The following is a 19110-nucleotide window of genomic DNA, read 5'->3' as shown; positions in this document are numbered from 1 at the left end:
GGACTCAGTAGTCCGCCTGCTCGCTGCCCTTCGTCCACCACGGTCCGCGTGACCGGCGGGGGGCCTACAACAAAGTAGGAAGTACTTACGGTTGAACCTCGCCCACCGGGCAGAGGTCCGTCGATCGAGAGTACAGGCCCATCCGCACTTCTGGCAAATCCCGATTGCCGACGTCGCGCCCCTCCCCCGTGCACGCCCGCGCCCGCGGTGGCGCCCGCGGGCAGCCGAGCGTGGTGCCCACGGGCAGCCGAGCGTGGTGCCCACGGCGTGGGCACGTGGCGCCCGTGCCGTCTGCGCGCGCCCCGCCGGGCGCCCTAGTGCGGCACCCGCCGCGCCGGGGACGGACCTAGAGTGGTCGGTGCCGACGCGGCGGCGTCGCGTTCCGTCGCCGCCCATGAGACTTAAGGAGGTACCCGCCGTGAGCGACCCGACCCAGGACAAGACCGCCAACCAGTGGCTGCGCGAGGCCTGCGAGGTCCTCGACATCGACTACGAAGGCTTCAGGGCCGTCATCCCCGATCTTCTCGACCTGACCCGCGACGTCGCCCACGGCCCGTCCCGGCCCGCCGCCCCGCTGACGGCCTTCCTGGTCGGTCTCGCCGCCGGCCGGGACGGCGCGCAGCTGCCCGGACACGGCCACGACCGCGTCGCCCAGATCACCGAGCGGCTGCGTGCCGACGGCTACCTCGACTGAACCCCTCCCCCGGAAAGGAACCCCCACGTTGTCCCGTATCACCCCGTCCTTCGCGGTCACGAAGGTCCGCCTCGACGAGGCGGGCTCCGTGGAGACCGACACGCGTGCCGACGTCGTCGCCGGTGAGGAACCGCTCGAGATCCGCGTCGGGGGCAAGACCCTGACGACGACGATGCGCACCCCGGGCGCGGACATCGATCTGGTCCACGGGCTGCTCTACTCCGAGGGGCTGATCACCTCGGCCGACGAGGTCACCGAGGCGCGCTACTGCGCCGGGGCCTGCGGGCCGGACGGGATGAACACCTACAACGTCCTCGAGTTCGAGCTCGCCGGTGGGCGCGCCCCGGCCCCGGAGTTCATCCGCACGCTGCCGACCTCCTCGGCGTGCGGGGTGTGCGGCTCGACCTCCATCGAGCAGATCATGTCGAAGGCGCGCCACCCCATCGTGCCGCTCGCGCTCGACCCGCATCTGGTGGTCGGCCTGCCGGAGAAGTTGCGCACGGGCCAGAAGGCCTTCCGGCGCACCGGTGGCATCCACGCCGCGGGTGCGTTCACCGCCGACGGGGAGCTGGTCAGCGTGCGCGAGGACATCGGCCGGCACAACGCCGCCGACAAGGTCATCGGCGACCTGCTGCGCACCGGACAGATGCCGGCGGAGAAGATGATCCTCGTGATGAGCTCGCGCGCCAGCTTCGAGCTGGTGCAGAAGGCGGTCACCGCGGGATTCTCCGCGCTGGTCGCGGTCTCGGCGGCCAGTTCCCTGTCCGTCGAGCTCGCCCGTGAGGCGGGCCTGGCGCTGACCGGCTTCACCCGCCCGGGCCGCTTCAACCTCTACTCCGGCGAGCTGGCGTAGAGCCCCGGGATCAGTCCCGGTAGACCTCGTTCTTGGACATGTTCAGGTAGGCGTAGACGCCGCCGATGAGCAGGCCGCCGCCGACGAAGTTGCCCAACCAGACCATCAGCCAGTTCAGGCCGACCGCACCGACGGTGAAGTTGTCGGGCATAAGCGCCGGGTCGAAGCCGGCGTTGAAGAAGGTCAGGGTGAACAGCGAGAAGTTGGCGATGATGTGCTCGAGGCCGAGGCCGACGAAGATGGCGATGAACGGCACGATCACGAAGAACTTGCTCACCAGGTCCTTGGCGAAGAGCGCACCGACGATGCCCATGTTGACCACGAAGTTCGCGCCCATGCCCTCGAGGAAGGCCTGCCAGGGGCCCTTGTCCAGCTTGCCCTCGGAGAGCGTGGCGATCAGGTGGCTGGAGTCGAAGTCGTTGAACTTGGCGGAGTAGCCGAGCAGGGCGGCGATCAGGGCCGCGCCGATGAGGTTGAAGAACGTCGTGACGACCAGCAGCCAGATGCCCTTGCCCCAGCCGATCTTCTTCTGCACCGCACCGTAGGACATGAACATCATGTCTCCGGTGGCCAGCTCGGCGTTGAGGATCACGATGGCGAACAGGCCCAGGCCGAAGAACAGGGCGAAGAAGACCGCGCCCAGCGCGGTGTTGCCCAGCGCAGTGTTCACGCCCTGGCCGACCACGGCCGCGAAGGCCGTGGCGACGGTCAGGTAGACCCCGGCCAGCGTCGCGCGCGTGGCGAAGCGCAGGAAGTCGTGGGTGAGCAGTTCGTCCTTCTTCTTGACCGCTCCCGCGACGGTCTCGTTCAGGGACATGGGCAGAGCCTTCCTCTTCAACGTCCGGTCGAACCGGGGTGGCGGCCCCGGCGCACCCGGGGCGATAATCCCGGCCGCACCGGGTGAAACGTCGACGTGCCCGGCACCGCGCTACGGCACCGGGGCGACGCGGGACACCTTACTCCGCACCTGACCTGCGGCCCACGTGGAGGTACGAGATCCCGGACACAACGACATTTGACCGGGTCGCCACAGAGAAAACCGGCCGCGGAGCGCCGGCCGGAAGACGGTCCGGGAGACCCTCGCCGAAAGACCCGGGCCAGGAGCACCGGACCGGACACGTCGGGCCCGTGGACCTAAGCATGCGAAAGACCCCCGCCCGAAGGCGGGGGTCTGTGCGCTACGCGGCGCTCACGCGGGGACGTCGCCCCGACGCGGCGTCGGAAAGCGGAAGGCTCTTAGGCCTCCTTGGCCTGCATGCGGCCGTCCTTGCCGGCGAAGGGGAAGCCCAGCAGACGCAGCAGCGAGCGACCCTCCTCGTCGTCACCGGCGGTGGTGACCAGCGTGATGTCCATGCCGCGCGGACGGTCGATCTTGTCCACGTCGATCTCGTAGAACATCGTCTGCTCGGTCAGACCGAAGGTGTAGTTGCCGTTGCCGTCGAACTGCTTGTCCGACAGGCCGCGGAAGTCACGGATGCGGGGCAGCGCGACAGTCAGCAGGCGGTCGAGGAACTCCCACATACGGTCGCCGCGCAGGGTGACCTTGGCGCCGATCGGCATGCCCTCGCGCAGCTTGAAGTTCGCGATGGACTTGCGCGCGCGGCGGATCTGCGGCTTCTGGCCGGTGATCGCGGTCAGGTCCTCGATCGCGCCGTTGATCAGCTTGGAGTCGCGGGCGGCGTCGCCGATGCCCATGTTGACCACGATCTTGGTCAGGCCGGGCACCTGCATGACGTTGTCGAAGTTGTACTTCTCCTGCAGCTTGCCGCGGATCTCGTCGCGGTAGACGGTCTTGAGCCGCGGGGTGTAGTTCTCAGCCATTTAGATGTCCTTCCCGTTGCGCTTCGAGATGCGGACCTTCCGGCCGTTCTCGTCGAAGCGGTACCCCACGCGGGTGGGGTTGCCGTCCGAGTCGAGGACCGCCACGTTCGAGACGTGGATGGGCGCCTCCTGGGTGACGATGCCGCCGGACTCGGCGCCACGCTCCTGGGCGGAGTCGGCGACGTGCTTCTTGATGCGGTTGACACCTTCGACCAGGACCTTGTCGCGCGCGGGGTAGGCCTCGATGACCTTGCCGCGGGCACCCTTGTCCGGCCCGGAGATGACGAGGACCGTATCGCCCTTGTGGATCTTCACCTAGATCACCTCCGGTGCGAGGGAAACAATCTTCATGAACTTCTTCTCACGCAGCTCACGGGCGACGGGCCCGAAGATGCGGGTACCACGCGGCTCGTTGTCGTTGCGGATGAGCACGGCGGCGTTCTCGTCGAACGCGATGTAGGAGCCATCCTTGCGGCGGGTCTCCTTCTTCGCACGGACGATGACGGCCTTGACGATCTCGCCGGCCTTGACGTTGCCGCCGGGAGTCGCCTCCTTGACAGTCGCCACGACCGTGTCGCCGATGCCAGCGAAGCGTCGGGTGGAGCCACCGAGCACGCGGATGACCAGGATCTCCCGGGCACCCGTGTTGTCGGCGACCTTCAGACGCGATTCCTGCTGAATCACTGGGGTCTCCTTGACCTGGTTGCATGTGCGTCAGATTTCCGTCCTGTACGCACGCGGTCTCTTGCTACTCTGCCTCGACGGCGCCGCGCATGACCTGCGCCGGCGTCCCGCGGAACGTCGGGCGGCTCGGAAACGCACCGCCGCGCCCGCCCGTCGGGGCAACCCGAACATTAAACCACCCGGTCCCCGCGCCGGTCAAACCCCGTGTCGGGGCGCACACGGGCCCGCTTTCCGACGTCCCGCCGCGCGCCCGTGCGCGGTCGTGTCAACGGTCCGTCGCGTCCCCCGACTCGGCGGTCTTGGTGCCCTGCGCGGCGTCCGCGGACTTCGTGTCCCGCGCAGCGTGGGCGGACTTCGCGCGCGGTGCGGCGGCAGAGTCGGTGCCCGCGTCCGGCGCCACGGGCTCTTCGCCGACGGCGGTGGGCTCGGTCTCGGCGACGATGCGGACCTCGCCGGGGATGAGCGGGCGGTTCTTCGCGTCGGCCCAGAACTCCTCGCTGTCGAAGGAGTCGGCGTCGAAGTTGGCGTCCGGGTCGCTGGCGAGCTCGTCGACGACGTCGGCGGTGATCACGTCGCGCAGCCCCTCCCCCGAGACGCTGGCGGCGCGCTCCTGGCGGGCGAGGTCCACCCAGTCCTCGCGGGTGAAGCGCCCCTTCGGGTCGATGCGGCGCAGGATCAGCGCGCGGATCTTGTCGCGGCGGCGCGCCTCGGCGGTGATGCGGCGGCGCCCCTTGGACAGCCAGGTGATCAGCAGCACCGCGATGAGCACGATGCCCAGCCAGCCGAGCCACGGGAAGACGTTGGCCACCAGCAGCGTGAAGTCGAAGAAGCTGAGGGCGAAGCCGGCCAGGGTGACCACGGTGAAGATGATCCGGTAACGGTTCGGGGCGGCCACGGAGACGCGCTTGCCCAGCGAGTAGAAGACGCCGAGGGCGGTGGAGAAGATCATCAGGTAGGTCGCCACGGAGGCGAAGATGCCCAGCGCCGGGTTCATCTCGGTGATCAGGGCCAGGGTCGGCAGGTCCGCGTCGTGGACGGAGTCGATCTGGAAGATCAGGGCGACGGCCATCACGATCAGGATCGCGCCGAAGAGCCAGCCGCCGATGAAGCCGCCGCGGCCGGCGGTGCGCGGGTGCCAGTTGTTGCCGCCGATGATCAGGGCCATGGCGATGCCGGAGAACATCGACAGACCGATGTAGTTGAAGGTCGACAGCCACCAGTTCGGCAGCGGGGACTCGACGGACTCGCGGGCGAAGGCCTCGGCCGCGGCGATGTCCTCCGGCGGGTTGGCCACGCCGTAGACGGCGGCGGCGACGAGCACGAGGATCATCACCGGGGTGATCGTGCCGATCATGTTGGTGACCTTGTCCACGTTGAACATGCCCGCGGCGAGCACGAGGGCGACCATCAGCGCGGAGCCGACCCACAGCGGCAGGCCGAACTGCTGGTTCAGGTTGGAGCCCGCACCGGCGAGCATGACGAAGCCGATGCAGAACTGCGAGATCGACAGCGAGTAGTCGAGGAACCTCGCCATCAGCGCCGAGGTGATCGAGTTGAAGACCATGCCGTGCGACTGGGCGCGGAAGTAGCTGCCGTACTGCAGGATCACCATGGCGGTGATCGGCATGAGCAGCAGGACCACCGCGCCGCCGGCGATGCCCCACCATCCGTAGGAGACGTAGTACTGCAGCATCTCCTGGCCGGAGGCGAATCCGGCGCCGACGGTGACGCCGAAGTAGGCCAGGGCGATCACGAGAATCTTCTTCACGGTGGGGGTCCCTCTCCTGTTCTTCAGTTGGGTGTCGTGTACCCATCTTGGTGGTCGCGGGCGTTCGCGCCAAACCGGGAGGTGAAGTTTTTCGCCTGCGCACACGCCTGACACACGCCTGCGGCCCCCGTCCCGAAAGGGACGGGGGCCGCAGGATTCAGGCCGTTTCACCCGGTGCCAAGCCGGGTCGTGGCCCGGGCACCGGGCCGGGCGTCAGGCCTTGGTGGCCGTGCCCGTCGAGCCGGAGGCGGCGGACGCCTCGGCCGGCTCGGAGTCGACGGTGTAGAACGCGTCGCCGGCGGCGACCGGGCCGGGCACCGCGAGTCCGTCGGCCGGCAGGACCGGGCCGAGCTTCTTGGCGTTGGAGACGACGACCGGGGTGGTCACCGGGTAGCCGGCGGCCTTGATCGCCTCGATGTCGAACTCGCACAGCTTCTGGCCGCGGGTGACCTCGTCGCCCTTGTTGACCAGGGAGGTGAAGTGCTCGCCCTTGAGGTTGACGGTGTCGAAGCCGATGTGCATCAGGATGTCGACCTTGGTGCCGTCGGCGGCGGTGGTGCGCACGGCGTAGGCGTGCCTGGTCGGGAAGGTGACCACGACCTTGCCGTCGACCGGCGAGACGAGCTCGCCGACCTGCGGCTCGACGGCCAGGCCGTGGCCCAGCTTGCCCTCGGCGAACATCGGGTCGTCCACGCTCGGCAGGGCGACGACGTCACCGGTCAGCGGGCTGGAGACGGCGGTGGCGTCGGAGGCGGCGACGGCACCGGCGGCCGCGGTGGAGCCCGTGGCGGCCGCGCCGGTCAGCGCGGCACCCGTGGCGGGGTCGCCGCCCTCGGTGCCCACGGCGTCGGGGTCGATGGAGCCGTTGCGGGCGATGAGCCGGCGGCCGTAGATCCAGTTCGCCGCGAAGGAGAGGACGAAGACGATCACGGCGCACAGCAGGAAGCGGCCCCAGTCGCCGGCGCGCATGGAGACCACACCGATGAAGCCGGCCGCGCCGAGGGCGGTGGCCTTGACGTCGAAGAGGGCGATCATCGCGCCGCCGATGGAGGCGCAGCCCATGCCGATGAAGAACGGCCAGCGCAGGCGCAGGTTCACACCGAAGATGGCCGGCTCGGTGATGCCGAAGATGGCGGAGAAGCCGGAGGCGCCGGCCAGGCCCTTGAGCTTCTCGGACTTGGCCTGGGTCCACACGGCCAGCGTGGCCGCGCCCTGCGCGATGTTGGCCATCGAGGCGATGGCGAAGATGAAGGAGCCGCCCGCGGTGGCCCACAGCTGGATCTCGATCGGCGGGAAGGACTGGTGCAGGCCGGTGATCACGATCGGCGAGTAGACCAGGCCGAAGACGAAGCCGCCGACGGGGCCGGCGAAGTCGTAGAGCCAGGACAGGCCCTCACCGAGCCAGTCGCCCGCGGTGCGCATGACCGGGCCGACGGCGATGAAGGTGATGAAGCCGGTGACCAGCAGGGTCAGCACCGGGGTGACCAGGAAGTCGACGGTGCCCTTGAGGTGCTTGTGCAGGAACTTCTCGATGGTCGCCAGGATCCAGGAGACCACCAGCACCGGCAGCACGGTGCCCTGGTAACCGGCCTGGGCGACGTTGAGGCCGAAGATGTCCCAGTAGGGCATCTCGCCGGCGGCCATGGTGGCGGCCACGTCGTAGCCGTTGACCAGGCTCGGCATGACCATCGCCATGCCCATGCCGGCGCCGAGGAACTCGTTGCCGCCGAAGCGCTTGGTCGCGGTGAAGCCGACGAGGATCGGCAGGAAGGCGAACGGGGCGCTGGCCAGCAGGTTGATCAGGCCCGAGACGTCCTCGAGGGCGGGCACCATCTGGATCAGCGCCTGGTCGCCGAAGACACCCTCCGCCACGAAGACGTTGTTGAGGGCCATCAGCAGACCGCCGCCGACCAGGATCGGGATCAGCGGGACGAAGATGTCCGCGAGCATCTTGACCGCGCGGGTGAACCAGTTGCCCGACTGGGCGACGACGTCCTTGAGCTCCTCGGTCGACACGGCGATCGACTTCGAGGTCTGGCGGTCCAGCTCGTCGAAGACGTAGTCGACGTCGCCGGGGCCGACGATGACCTGGAACATGCCGCCGGACTCGAAGGTGCCCTTCAGGTCCGGGTCGTTGTCCAGCTTGTCGCGGTCGACCTTGGATTCGTCCTTGAGCACCATGCGCAGTCGCGTGGCGCAGTGCGCGGCGGCGACGATGTTGTCCTCGCCGCCGATGTCGGCCAGCACCCTGCTGGCCACGTCCTTGTAGTCCACTGCCTTGTGGCCCTTTCTCCCCGTCTCCGGCGGGGTCCGGTACGTTTCTCCCGGCCGTCCGGCTCTCGGCCGGTCGTACGGGGCTTCACTCTGGTGTGTCTGTCGCTTCGGTTGACTGTCGGTCTACTGGCGGGTTCAGCCCGCGGCCCCGGGCGGTGACCCGGCGCGCACGGGGGCCCAGCGCTCCCCCGCCGTCGGCCACGCGGTCAGCGCGGCCGCCACCGCCCCGTCGCCGGCGAAGACCTCAACGGCCCCGGCGTCGACGATGACGCGGCAGCGCCCGGGCCGGCACCGGAAGACGCGGGTGTCGGCGGCGTTGCCGTCGCCGGCGTCCGTGCGGGTGCCGGCACCGGCGCGCGTGAGTGCCACGCTTTCCGACGCCGCGTCCCAGGTCACCGTCACCGCGACCGTCCCGGCCGTGTCCGCCAGTTCCACTCCGGCGTCCGTGCCCGCGGGGAAGTCGACGGTGACGTCCTGGACGTCGGCGGTGGCGCCGTCACCCGGCGCCGGGACGGGCGCAGCATGGGCGCCCGACGCGGCGTCGGCAAGCACGGGCTCCTGGATGAGGCGCCCGGCCTCGAGGCGCACGCGGCGCGGCAGGGTCAGCGTGTGCACCCAGCCGTCGGCGAGCGTGGGCGCCTCGTCGGCGCCGGGCAGGCCCATCCAGCCGAGCATCAGCGCGTCGCCGTCCGGGTGCGCGATCAGCTGCGGGGCGTAGAAGTCGTGGCCGAGGTCCAGCTCGCTGAAGCCGCGGGTGACCTCGAAGGTCAGCGCGCCCGGCTCGCCGGTCAGGTGGCCGACGAGGTAGCCGCACTGGTCGGAGCTGGCGTAGTGGGTCACCGCGACGTCGGGGTGCTCGGGGTCCATCTCCTCGACCTCGTCGAGGCCCTGCGGGCAGACGACCAGCACGTCGTAGTCGCGGCCGTCGGCGTGGTCGGTCAGGGTGATGAGGTTCGGGCACTCCCACATGTAGCCGCCGGGCACGAGGTCCGGGGCGTCGCCGGGGGCGGCGTGGGTGGTGTCGAAGGCAGGCTCGCCGGCGAAGTCCCAGTGCTCCAGGTCGGTCGAGGTGTAGACGACGACGGTGCCGGTCTCGTCGGCGCGCTGGGCGCCGAGGACCATCCGCCAGCCGCCGTCGGCGACGCGGGTGACGTGCGGGTCGCGCACGTGGCCGGTGTAGCCCTCGGGCGAGCCGTCGATGAGCGGGTTGGCCGGGTCCGGGCGGTGGATGCCGCCGGCCGGGCCGTCCGGGTCGGTGACGAAGACGCGGTTGACCGACGGGGTGCGCACCCCGTCCTCCTTGAGGTTGCCCGTGTAGAAGAGCTGGACCCGGCCGGCGTCGTCGGTGACCGCGGAGCCGGAGTAGCAGCCGTCGCGGTCGTAGGCCTGGCCCGGGTGCAGGGCGTCCGGCAGGTGCTGCGGCTCGCCGCCGGAAAGCGGCAGTGTGGTGTGCGCCCAGCCGGTGCGCTTGTGCGCGAAGGGGAAGACCGGGTCGTGCTGGTAGTAGACGTGCAGGGTCTCCCCGGAGACGAAGAGTCCGTTGGGGTCGTTGAGACGACCGGCCGGAGGCGCGACGTGCAGCCGGGGGCGCGGGTGGTTCAGGCCGCGACCCGCCCCGGGGGCGGTGTCTGCGGCATGCTCGGTGACCATGGGTCTGATGTTATCGCCCGAAAACTGCTAAATCCATTTATCACGTTGTGATTCCGCTCCCACCTCCCGGTTTCGACACTTGACAGGCTGCGGCGGCCGCCGGCGGTACGGCGGCCCGGACCGCACCCGGGGTTGATCCGGGCCCGCCCCGGGGCGCACGCGGTGGATGCGCGGTGCTTTCGCTAGCCTGGAGAACATGATCACCGTCTACGGCGAGGGCCTGGTCGACCTGGTCCCCAGCCAGAACAACCCGCTCTCCCCGCTCGTGCCCGCCCTCGGCGGCGGCCCCTTCAACGTCGCCGTCGTCCTGGCCCGCCAGGGCGCCAAGGTCGCCTTCCAGTCCCGCGTCTCCGAGGACAACTACGGCGACGCGCTCATGCGCCGCCTCGAGGAGGAGGGCGTGGACACCTCCGGCGTCCAGCGCGGCCCCGAGCCGACGACGCTCGCGGTGACCACCATCGACCGGGAGGGCTCGGCCTCCTACAACTTCTACTGCGAGGGCACCGCCGACCGCCTCGTGGAGCCGGAGGCCGTCGACTGCGACATCGCCTGCTTCGGCACCTGCTCGCTGGCCTGGGAACCCGGCGCCTCGCGCTACATCGAGGTGCTGCACCGCCACGCCGCCGCCGGCCGGCTGGTCGCCCTCGACCCGAACATCCGCCCCGACTTCGCCACCGACGCCCACCGCGAGCGCCTGCTGGGACTGCTCGACGACGTCAACCTGCTCAAGCTCTCCGAGGAGGAGGTCGAGTTCTTCGGCGGCATCGACAAGCTGCGCGCCAGCTCCGTCGAGGCGGTCGTGACCACCCGCGGCGGCGAGGGCCTCAGCCTCGACTGCGGCGAGCTCCACCTCGACGTGCCCGCCCACCACACCGAGGTCTCCGACACCATCGGCGCCGGCGACACCATCATGGGCTCGCTGCTCGCCGCCATCGAGCGCGCCGGCCTGAAGGCCGGCCAGCTGGGTCAGGCCACCGAGTCGCAGTGGCACGAGATCCTCACCCTGTCCGCGGCGGCCGCCGCGATCACCTGCTCGCGCACCGGTGCCCAGCCGCCGACCCTCGACGAGGTCGCCGCCGAGCTCGGGCGCTAGCTCCCCCCACCCCCCACCCCATCTCGGGCACGACCCGGGTCTCTGGCCGGCCCCGGCGAGCCGGTCCCGGACGAGCTCCGGGGCCGGAGTCGCCCGCCAGGCCGCCCAGCCGTTCCCGGGCAGGCTCCGGGGCCGGCTACTTCTCGAATTCGGCCAGCGGCTTCTCCAGGTCGATGTAGCGGCCGAGAACCCAGTCGCGGTCGGTGAGCATGCGGGCGGTGACCAGGCCCGCGCCGATGGCCAGCACGGTCATCACCGCCGTGGCCGCCGCGTCCACGCCGAGCTCGATGTTGCCCGAGGTCAGCGCGTAGACCGAGCCGAACATCGCCGGGCCCGGGATCATGATCACCGAGGCCGGCACCGTGGTGGTGATGCGCGGGATGTCCGCCTTCTTCGAGGCCACCGCGCCCAGCAGCCCGATGGCCAGGCCGCCGAGAAAGGCCGCCGCGTACGCGCTCGCGCCGGCCTGCACGAGCACCAGGCGCAGCACGTTGGAGGCCATGCCGACCACCGCGGCGATGAGCACCATCCGCCGCGAGGAGTTGAACAGCAGGGCGAAGCCGGCGATGCCCACGAACGAGGCCGCCGCCGCCAGCAGGAACCAGCGCGGGTCGTCCACCGTCGCCGGCCGCGGCGGCGGGGCCATCCCCGTCACCCCGCTGACCAGGGCGACCGAGAAGGTCGCCGCCACGATCACCGTCGCCGCGTACGTCAGGCGCGACAGACCGGCGGTGAAGTCGAAGCGGGAGAGATCGATGATCGCCGAGAACAGCGGGAAGCCCGGCACCACGAAGAGCACCGAGGCGACGAAGCCGGGCGCGGCGGCCGCGGGCTCGACGACCCCGGCCAGGCCCAGCAGCTCGATGACCGCCCAGAAGACCAGGCAGGCCGTCACCGCGGCCGCCGCCACGGCGCCGAGCTGGCGCACGTGCCGGCGCAGCAGCAGGCCACGCACCGCCTGGCCGCACCCGGCGGCGACGGCGACCACCAGGACGTCGGCAAGCGAGAAGTGGTTGAGCACGGCGAACCCGGCGCACGCCAGACCTGCGGCGAGGATCAGCACCGGCAGCGTCCAGCGCTTGACCACGCCGGACTCGATCCGGTCGAGGCGGGCGTTGAGCCACTCCGCGTCGACGCGGCGGTCCAGGTGGTGGGTCAGGGTCTCCAGCGCCTCGATGCGCGAGGCGTCCACCCCGGGGCTGTCCTGGCCCGCGACCACGGTGCGGAAGTGGTCGCCCCGGTGGAACGTGCAGGTGATCGTGGTCACCGAGATCTGCGCGTCCAGGCGGTCGAAGCCGAGCGCGCGCCCGGCCCGCTTCATCCCGCGGATGATGCGGTAGCCGCCGGTGCCCGCGGCCATGAACATCAGGCCCAGGCGCAACACCGCGTCGGCGGCCACCCCCATGCGGTGCTGGCGCTCCGCGTCCCAGCCCCCGTTGTCGCCGGCCGCGCCGGCTGAACTCTCACTCAACGAACAGGTCCTCCTGTCGCGGCGCTCTTTCCGCCGCGAGAAACTCACTCGTAGCGTAGCGCGTCGATCGGGTCGAGCTTCGCGGCCTTGCCCGCCGGGTAGTAGCCGAAGAAGAGCCCGACGGCGAGCGCGAAGAGCAGCGAGACGGCCACGCCGGAGAGCGGCGGCAACACGAAGGTGCCCAGCGCGGCGGCCCCGATCATGCCCGCGACACCGCCGATGACCACGCCCAACAGGCCGCCGAAGAGGCAGACGATCATCGCCTCGACGACGAACTGGATGCGGATGTCGCGCCGCCGCGCACCGAGCGCCTTGCGCACGCCGATCTCGCGGGTGCGCTCGGTGACGGTGACCAGCATGATGTTCATCACGCCGATGCCGCCGACGAGCAGCGAGATGCCGCCGATGGCCGAGAGCGCGACCGACATCGTGCCGAAGAGCTGGTTGAGCGCGTCGAGGCCCTCCTGCATGTCGATGACCTTCGCGTGGTTCTCCGTGTTGTCGCGGTAGAACCCGTCCGCCCAGGTCTGCACGTCGCGGCCCAGGGCCTTGGAGTCCTCGCCCTCGGCGGCGCGCACGCGGATCTGCGAGAAGCCCTCGCTCTCCTGCGCGCCGGTCTGACCGGAGCCCGCGACGCCCGCACTGACACCCGTGCCGGCTCCGGCGCCGCCGGAGCCGGCCGCGGCGAGCTCGCGGTCGCCGCCGAGCGGCAGGTAGATCTGCGGGTCCGGGCCGTTGCCGTCGCTGACGAGCAGCCCGCCGCGCGCGGTGTTCTCGTAGACGCCGACGATCACCGCGTCCGTCGAGGCCTCCCTGCGGCTCAGCTGGATCTGCTGGCCGAGCGCGGCGTGGGCGTCGCCGCCGAAGAGGTCGTCGACGGTCTGCTGCGGCACCACCGCCACCGGGCGGCGCCCGGCGACGTCCTCGGCGGTGATCAGGCGCCCGGCGACCGCCTCCATCTTGCTCAGCGGCATGACGTCCTGGTTGACGGTGTGCACGTCGGCCTTGCCGCGGCTGAAGCCGCGGGAGACCTCGACGCCGGTGGTGGTCTGTCCCTCCACGGCCACGCCGGCGACGCGCCCCTCGAAGCGGGTGCGCAGGTCGTCGACCATCTCAGGCGTGATCAGGTCCTGCGGCGGCACGGGCCCGGAGACGTAGCCGGAGTCCTCCTCCGCGGTGTCGCGCGGCTCGACGACGAGGGTGACGTCGTTGACGCCGACGTCGTCGAGCGAGTCCATGGTCTGCACCTGCAGCGAGCGGCCCAGGGTGAGGATGGCGACGACGGCGGCGATGCCGACGACGACGCCGAGCAGGGTCAGCGCCGAGCGCATCTTGTTGGTGCGCAGACTGGTCACCGCGAGGGTGACGGCCTCGGAGAAGTTCACGCGATCACCCCGTCGCGCATCGTGAGCACCCGCCCGGTCTCGGCCGCGAGCTCCGGGTTGTGGGTGATGAAGACGATGGTCATCCCCTGCTCCTCGTGCAGTCCGTGGAAGAGGTCCATGACCTGGCGTCCGGTGGCGGTGTCCAGCGCGCCGGTGGGCTCGTCGGCGAGCAGCAGCGCCGGGCCGTTGGCCAGCGCGCGGGCGATGGCCACGCGCTGCTTCTGGCCGCCGGAGAGCTCGTTGGGCCGGTGGTGGGCGCGGTCGGCCATGCCGACCTGCTCGAGCAGCGCCATGGCCCGCTCGCGGCGCTCGCCGCGCGGCACCCCGGCATACGTCATGGGCATCTCGACGTTGCGCAGTGCGTCGATGCGTCCGACGAGGTTGAAGTTCTGGAAGACGAAGCCGATCTCGTCGGCGCGGTAGCGGGCCAGCTCGTCGTCGTCGACGGCGAGGACGTCCACGCCGCCCAGCCGGTAGGTGCCCGTGGTCGGCCGGTCGAGCAGCCCGATGATGTTCATCAACGTCGACTTGCCGGAGCCGGAGGTGCCCACCACGGAGAGGAACTCGCCGCGGGCGACGTCGACGTCGCAGCCGTGCAGCACGGTGATCTCGGCCTCGGTGCCCTCGTTGAAGCGCTTGACGACGTCGCGCATCTCGATCAGGTGCCCTGCGTCCGCCGTCGCCGTGGGCTCCGGCGCCTGCGGCGCCTGGGGCGCCGTCAGCTCCTCGGTAGGCTGGTCGTTCGGGTGGGCCTGGCTCACTGCCCCTCCCCCGGCTGATCGGCGGGCTCCTCGACGGCGACGGTCTCGCCGACGGCGTCGCGGTAGTCGGCGGCGCGGTTGACCACGAGGTCGCCGCGGCGCAGCGGGCCGCCGGTGACCTCCACCTGGAAGTCGGTGACCAGGCCCGGGGTCACGGCGCGCTTCTCGATGCGGCGCTGGCCGCCCTCGCCCTCGGCGAGCACGAGCACGGCCGGGCTGCCCTCGGCGGTGTCGAAGACCGCGTCGCGCGGCACGCTGAGGACGCCCTGCGCCTTGTCGGTGAGCACGCGGGCCTTGGCGGTGGCGCCGACGGGCAGGCCCTCGGGGGTGCCGGAGATCTCGATCTCCACCGGGTAGGTGGGCTTCGGCTGGGCGCCGGCGGCCGCCGCCTCGGCGGGCACGGGCTCGGCGACCGGGGAGATCTTGGCGACGGTGCCCTTGAGCTCCCTGTCGCCCGTGGCCGGGGTGGTCAGGGCGACCTCGTCGCCGGTGTGGATGCGGCCGGCGTCGGCCTCGTTGACGGTGGCGCGCACCACCAGGCGGGCCGGGTCACCGACGGTGACCACGGGGCCCTGGGCGGGGGCGCCCTCCTTGGCGTCCACGGAGACGACGACGCCGTTGGACGGCGCGCGCAGCGTGGCGGCGTAGATGTCCTCCTGCAGCGCGGAGATCTGGTTCTGCAGCTGACGCCGCGTGGAGGCGAGACCCTGGCGGGCCTGGCCGACGGCGGCGGCCGCGCTCTGCGGGTCGGCCCCGGCCGCGTCGGCGTCCCCGCCGGCGGCGTCCTCTTCCCCGGTGCCGCCGGTCATGTCCGCGGTGCCGGTGGCGAGGCCGCCGGCGCCCCCGGCCTGGGCCGCTGCGTAGGCGCTCTCGGCCTGGCTGATCTGCTCAGCGCCGCTGGCCTCGGCGTCGGCCAGCTGGCCCCGCAGGGAGTCGAGCTGGCGCTGCATCTCGGTGGTGTCCATCTCGGCGACGACCTGGCCCTCCTGGACCTGGTCGCCGAGGCCGACGTGCAGGCTCGCGACGTTGGCGGTCACGCGGGTGGTGACGTTGGTGGTCTCGGCCGGCTCGACGCGCCCGGTGACCGCGACGCGGCTCTCCAGGTCGCCCGGTTCGACCTCCGTGAAGTCCTCGGCGCTCATCGAGCGCGACGGGCCCGTGGCCGCCAGCGCGAAACCGGCGATCAGGGCGATGAGGACGAGGGCCAGCAGGACGGCGCCGGCGATCCAGAGGCCGCGCCGCTTCTCGGGGAATCTCAATTTCACGCCGTAAGGCTACTTCGTGGCGCCCCGGAAAAGAATCGGGGGTTTCCCTGAATCCTCCACGGATCGATCCCCCATACTGCGCGGCGTCAGCAATCTCTCTTGAACATGCGGAAGGGCCCGTCCCGGAGGAATCCGGGGCGGGCCCTTGAACCCGTGACCGTCAGACGGTCACCGGGGCGCACAAACTACTTGGCCTTCTCGAGGATCTCGACGAGGCGGAAGTGCTTGTTCTTCGACAGCGGACGGGTCTCCTCGATGAGGACGCGGTCGCCGACGCCGGCTTCCTCGTTCTCGTCGTGGGCCTTCACGCGCGAAGAGGTGCGCATGATCTTGCCGTAGAGGGCGTGCTGCTTGCGGTCCTCGACCTCGACGACGATGGTCTTCTGCATCTTGTCGGAGACCACGTAGCCCATGCGGCGCTTCTGCGCGGTCTTCTCCAGGGTCACGTTCTCAGCGTTCTCGGTCATTTAGCCTTCAGCCTCCTCGTCACCCGGAACCACGGACAGGCCCAGCTCACGCTCACGGATGACCGTGTAGATGCGGGCGATGTCGCGCTTGACGGTGCGCAGACGGTTGTTGTTGGTCAGCTGCCCGGTGGCGGCCTGGAAGCGGAGGTTGAACAGCTCCTCCTTGGCCTCGGACAGACGCTCGGTGAGCTCCTCGGCGTTCAGCGCGCGGAACTCGTGGGCGGGGGTACCGGTAGCCATCAGAACTGGTCCTCCTTCTTGATGATGCGCACCTTGCACGGGAGCTTCTGCGCGGCACGGCGCAGAGCCTCGATGGCGGTGGCCTCGTTCGGGTAGCTCATCTCGAAGAGGATGCGGCCCGGCTTGACGTTGGCGATCCACTTCTCGACGGGGCCCTTACCGGAACCCATGCGCACACCGAGCGGCTTCTGGGTCAGCGGACGGTCCGGGAAGATGTTGATCCAGACCTTGCCGCCGCGCTTGATGTGGCGGTTGATCGCGATACGGCCCGCCTCGATCTGACGGTTGGTGATGTACGCCGGCTCGAGAGCCTGGATGGCGTAGTCACCGAAGGTGATGCGGTTACCGCCCTTGGACAGCCCGGAACGACCCGGACGGTGCTGGCGGCGGTACTTCACGCGCTTCGGGATAAGCATCGCTTAGTCCTCCTGCTTCTTCTCGGCGCGGGGACGGCGCTGGCCACCGCGGCGCGGACGGCCACGGCCGCCACGGCCACCGCGACGGTCGTTCGACGGCGCGGCCAGGTCGCTCTCGCGACGGCCACCGACGACGTCGCCCTTGTAGATCCACACCTTGACGCCGATGCGCCCGAAGGTGGTGTGGGCCTCACGCAGGCCGTAGTCGATCTCGGCGCGGAGCGTGTGCAGCGGCACACGACCCTCGTGGTAGCGCTCGGTGCGGGACATCTCGGCACCGCCCAGACGGCCGGAGCACTGGATCTTGATGCCCTTCACCTGCGGCTGACGCATGGCCGACTGAATGGCCTTGCGCATGGCGCGGCGGAACGCGACGCGGCCGGCGAGCTGGTCGGCGATGTTCTGCGCGACCAGGGCAGCGTTGGCGTCGATGTTCTTGACCTCGAGGATGTTCAGCGCGACCTGCTTGCCGGTGAGCTTCTCCAGCGCGCGGCGGATGCGGTCGGCCTCCGAGCCGCGGCGGCCGATGACGATGCCCGGCCGGGCGGTGTGGATGTCGACGCGCACACGGTCACGGGTGCGCTCGATCACGACGTCGGCGATGCCGGCGCGCTCCAGCCCGTGGGACAGGAACTCGCGGATCTTGATGTCCTCGGCGACGTAGTTCTTGTATTCCTTCTTGTCGGCGTACCAGTGGGTCTTCCAGTCGGAAGTGATACCCAGCCGGAGGCCGTGGGGGTGAATCTTCTGGCCCACTACTTGGCCCCTTCCTTCTGGCTCTCGACAACCACGGTGATGTGGCTGGTGCGCTTGCGGATCATGAACGCGCGTCCCTGGGCGCGCGGCTGGAACCGGCGCATGGTCGGGCCCTCGTCGGCAAAAGCCTCGGAGATGACCAGCGAGCGCGGGTCCAGGCCGAAGTTGTTCTCGGCGTTGGCGGCGGCGGAGGCGACGACCTTGGCCACCGGCTTCGCGGCACCCTGCGGGGCGTACTTCAGGATCGCGAGGGCCTCGGACACGGACTTGCCGCGGACGAGGTCGATGACGCGACGGGCCTTCATCGGGGTGACGCGGACGTAGCGCGCGGTCGCGCGGGCGGAGGTGATGGTTTCACTCATCGCTTATCGACGTCCCTTCTTGTCGTCCTTCTGGTGACCGCGGAAGGTCCTGGTCGGGGCGAACTCGCCCAGCTTGTGGCCGACCATGGACTCGTCGACGAACACCGGCACGTGCTTCCGGCCGTCGTGGACGGCGAAGGTGTGGCCGATGAAGTCGGGCAGGATGGTCGAACGGCGCGACCAGGTCTTGATGACCTGCTTCGTGCCCTTGTCGTTCTGAGCGTCCACCTTGTTGAGGAGGTGCTCATCGACGAACGGCCCCTTCTTCAGGCTGCGTGGCATTGTGACTTACCTCCTCTTATCGCTTGTTGGAACGCGACCGGCGACGACGCACGATCATGTTGTTGGAGTAGCGGTTCGGGTTGCGGGTGCGGCCTTCCTTCTGGCCCCACGGGCTGACCGGGTGGCGGCCGCCCGAGGTACGACCCTCACCACCACCGTGCGGGTGGTCGACCGGGTTCATGACGACACCGCGGACGGTCGGGCGCACGCCCTTCCAGCGCATGCGGCCGGCCTTGCCCCAGCGGATGTTGATCTGCTCGGCGTTGCCGACCTCGCCGACGGTGGCGCGGCAGCGGATGTCGACGCGACGGATCTCGCTGGAGGGCATACGCAGGACGGCGTAGTTGCCTTCCTTACCCAGCAGCTGGATCGAGGCGCCGGCCGAGCGGGCCAGCTTGGCGCCGGCGCCCGGCTTCAGCTCCACCGCGTGGACGGTGGTACCGGTCGGGATGTTGCGCAGCGGCAGGTTGTTGCCCACCTTGATGTCCGACTCCGGGCCGGCCTCCACGACGGTGCCCTGCTTCAGGCCCTTCGGGGCGATGATGTAGCGCTTCTCGCCGTCGAAGTAGTGCAGCAGCGCGATGTTCGCGGTGCGGTTCGGGTCGTACTCGATGTGCGCGACCTTGGCCGGCACGCCGTCCTTGTCGGCGCGACGGAAGTCGATGACACGGTACTGACGCTTGTGTCCGCCGCCCTTGTGGCGGGTGGTGATGTGGCCGTGGACGTTACGGCCGCCGGTCTTGCTCAGCGGGCGCAGCAGGCTCTTCTCCGGCTTCGAACGAGTGATCTCGTCGAACTTGGAGACGGAGCTGGCGCGGCGACCCGGAGTTGTCGGCTTGTACTTGCGAATAGCCATAATGGTTCCTTT

Annotated in this window: 21 protein-coding genes; 3 read left to right on the top strand and 18 right to left on the bottom strand. The window is 70.3% G+C overall.

Features of this window, described 5'->3' with window-relative positions:
* Positions 1-394 precede the first annotated feature (394 nt).
* The gene (locus CFRA_RS02090; RefSeq protein ID WP_075663243.1) at positions 395-694 is read left to right on the top strand and encodes a DUF6457 domain-containing protein; all 300 of its coding nucleotides are present in this window, start codon (positions 395-397) and stop codon (positions 692-694) included.
* 28 nt (positions 695-722) lie between these two features.
* Positions 723-1547: a formate dehydrogenase accessory sulfurtransferase FdhD gene (fdhD, locus tag CFRA_RS02085; RefSeq protein WP_075663242.1), complete on the top strand. Its 825-nt coding sequence runs from the start codon at positions 723-725 to the stop codon at positions 1545-1547.
* 10 nt (positions 1548-1557) lie between these two features.
* Here the strand turns inward: fdhD and CFRA_RS02080 are convergent, their stop codons facing one another.
* From CFRA_RS02080 to CFRA_RS02050, 7 genes are all read right to left on the bottom strand, one after another.
* Positions 1558-2364, bottom strand: coding sequence for a formate/nitrite transporter family protein (locus CFRA_RS02080; protein WP_075663241.1), 807 nt, complete (start codon positions 2362-2364; stop codon positions 1558-1560).
* A 419-nt stretch (positions 2365-2783) separates the two neighbouring features.
* Positions 2784-3368, bottom strand: a complete 585-nt coding sequence (rplE, locus tag CFRA_RS02075; RefSeq protein ID WP_075663240.1) for a 50S ribosomal protein L5 — start codon at positions 3366-3368, stop codon at positions 2784-2786.
* Positions 3369-3683, bottom strand: coding sequence for a 50S ribosomal protein L24 (gene rplX, locus CFRA_RS02070; RefSeq protein ID WP_075663239.1), 315 nt, complete (start codon positions 3681-3683; stop codon positions 3369-3371).
* A complete protein-coding gene (gene rplN / locus CFRA_RS02065) occupies positions 3684-4052 on the bottom strand; it encodes a 50S ribosomal protein L14 (RefSeq protein ID WP_075663238.1) in 369 nt (122 codons plus the stop codon). It lies immediately after the preceding gene.
* A 265-nt stretch (positions 4053-4317) separates the two neighbouring features.
* Entirely contained in the window at positions 4318-5820 is a 1503-nt protein-coding gene (locus CFRA_RS02060) for a hypothetical protein (RefSeq protein ID WP_075663237.1), read from the bottom strand.
* A gap of 213 nt (positions 5821-6033) precedes the next feature.
* On the bottom strand, positions 6034-8094 hold the full coding sequence (locus tag CFRA_RS02055) for a sucrose-specific PTS transporter subunit IIBC (RefSeq protein ID WP_075663236.1): 2061 nt from the start codon (positions 8092-8094) through the stop codon (positions 6034-6036).
* A 135-nt stretch (positions 8095-8229) separates the two neighbouring features.
* A complete protein-coding gene (locus tag CFRA_RS02050) occupies positions 8230-9744 on the bottom strand; it encodes a glycoside hydrolase family 32 protein (RefSeq protein ID WP_075663235.1) in 1515 nt (504 codons plus the stop codon).
* A gap of 196 nt (positions 9745-9940) precedes the next feature.
* On the opposite strand from CFRA_RS02050, the gene CFRA_RS02045 reads away from it, so the two are divergent.
* On the top strand, positions 9941-10837 hold the full coding sequence (locus tag CFRA_RS02045) for a carbohydrate kinase family protein (protein ID WP_156887937.1): 897 nt from the start codon (positions 9941-9943) through the stop codon (positions 10835-10837).
* Positions 10838-10973: 136 nt separating this feature from the next.
* Here the strand turns inward: CFRA_RS02045 and CFRA_RS02040 are convergent, their stop codons facing one another.
* From CFRA_RS02040 to rplB, 11 genes are all read right to left on the bottom strand, one after another.
* Entirely contained in the window at positions 10974-12242 is a 1269-nt protein-coding gene (locus CFRA_RS02040) for a threonine/serine exporter family protein (protein ID WP_075664809.1), read from the bottom strand.
* A 110-nt stretch (positions 12243-12352) separates the two neighbouring features.
* Complete coding sequence (locus CFRA_RS02035) at positions 12353-13693, bottom strand: ABC transporter permease (RefSeq protein ID WP_075663233.1); 1341 nt, start codon at positions 13691-13693, stop codon at positions 12353-12355.
* Complete coding sequence (locus CFRA_RS02030; RefSeq protein WP_075664808.1) at positions 13690-14346, bottom strand: ABC transporter ATP-binding protein; 657 nt, start codon at positions 14344-14346, stop codon at positions 13690-13692. The genes CFRA_RS02035 and CFRA_RS02030 overlap by 4 nt, the downstream gene beginning before the upstream one ends.
* 104 nt (positions 14347-14450) lie before the next feature.
* Positions 14451-15719 carry an efflux RND transporter periplasmic adaptor subunit gene (locus tag CFRA_RS02025; protein ID WP_156887936.1) on the bottom strand — a complete coding sequence of 423 codons (1269 nt, stop codon included), beginning with the start codon at positions 15717-15719 and terminating at the stop codon, positions 14451-14453.
* 185 nt (positions 15720-15904) lie between these two features.
* Complete coding sequence (rpsQ, locus tag CFRA_RS02020; protein WP_075663231.1) at positions 15905-16186, bottom strand: 30S ribosomal protein S17; 282 nt, start codon at positions 16184-16186, stop codon at positions 15905-15907.
* Positions 16187-16426, bottom strand: coding sequence for a 50S ribosomal protein L29 (gene rpmC, locus CFRA_RS02015; protein ID WP_075663230.1), 240 nt, complete (start codon positions 16424-16426; stop codon positions 16187-16189).
* Entirely contained in the window at positions 16426-16842 is a 417-nt protein-coding gene (gene rplP, locus CFRA_RS02010) for a 50S ribosomal protein L16 (RefSeq protein WP_075663229.1), read from the bottom strand. Before rplP ends, rpmC begins: the two co-directional genes overlap by 1 nt.
* 3 nt (positions 16843-16845) lie before the next feature.
* Positions 16846-17598, bottom strand: a complete 753-nt coding sequence (gene rpsC, locus CFRA_RS02005) for a 30S ribosomal protein S3 (protein ID WP_075663228.1) — start codon at positions 17596-17598, stop codon at positions 16846-16848.
* Entirely contained in the window at positions 17598-17960 is a 363-nt protein-coding gene (gene rplV / locus CFRA_RS02000) for a 50S ribosomal protein L22 (protein WP_075663227.1), read from the bottom strand. Before rplV ends, rpsC begins: the two co-directional genes overlap by 1 nt.
* Positions 17961-17963: 3 nt before the next feature.
* Positions 17964-18242, bottom strand: coding sequence for a 30S ribosomal protein S19 (gene rpsS / locus CFRA_RS01995; protein WP_075663226.1), 279 nt, complete (start codon positions 18240-18242; stop codon positions 17964-17966).
* A 16-nt stretch (positions 18243-18258) separates the two neighbouring features.
* Positions 18259-19098: a 50S ribosomal protein L2 gene (gene rplB, locus CFRA_RS01990; RefSeq protein ID WP_075663225.1), complete on the bottom strand. Its 840-nt coding sequence runs from the start codon at positions 19096-19098 to the stop codon at positions 18259-18261.
* Positions 19099-19110 lie beyond the last annotated feature (12 nt).

Source organism: Corynebacterium frankenforstense DSM 45800 (genome assembly GCF_001941485.1).
Lineage (GTDB): Bacteria > Actinomycetota > Actinomycetes > Mycobacteriales > Mycobacteriaceae > Corynebacterium > Corynebacterium frankenforstense.
The sequence above is the reverse complement of the archived record's forward strand: the minus strand, read 5'-3'. Positions and strand labels throughout refer to the sequence as shown.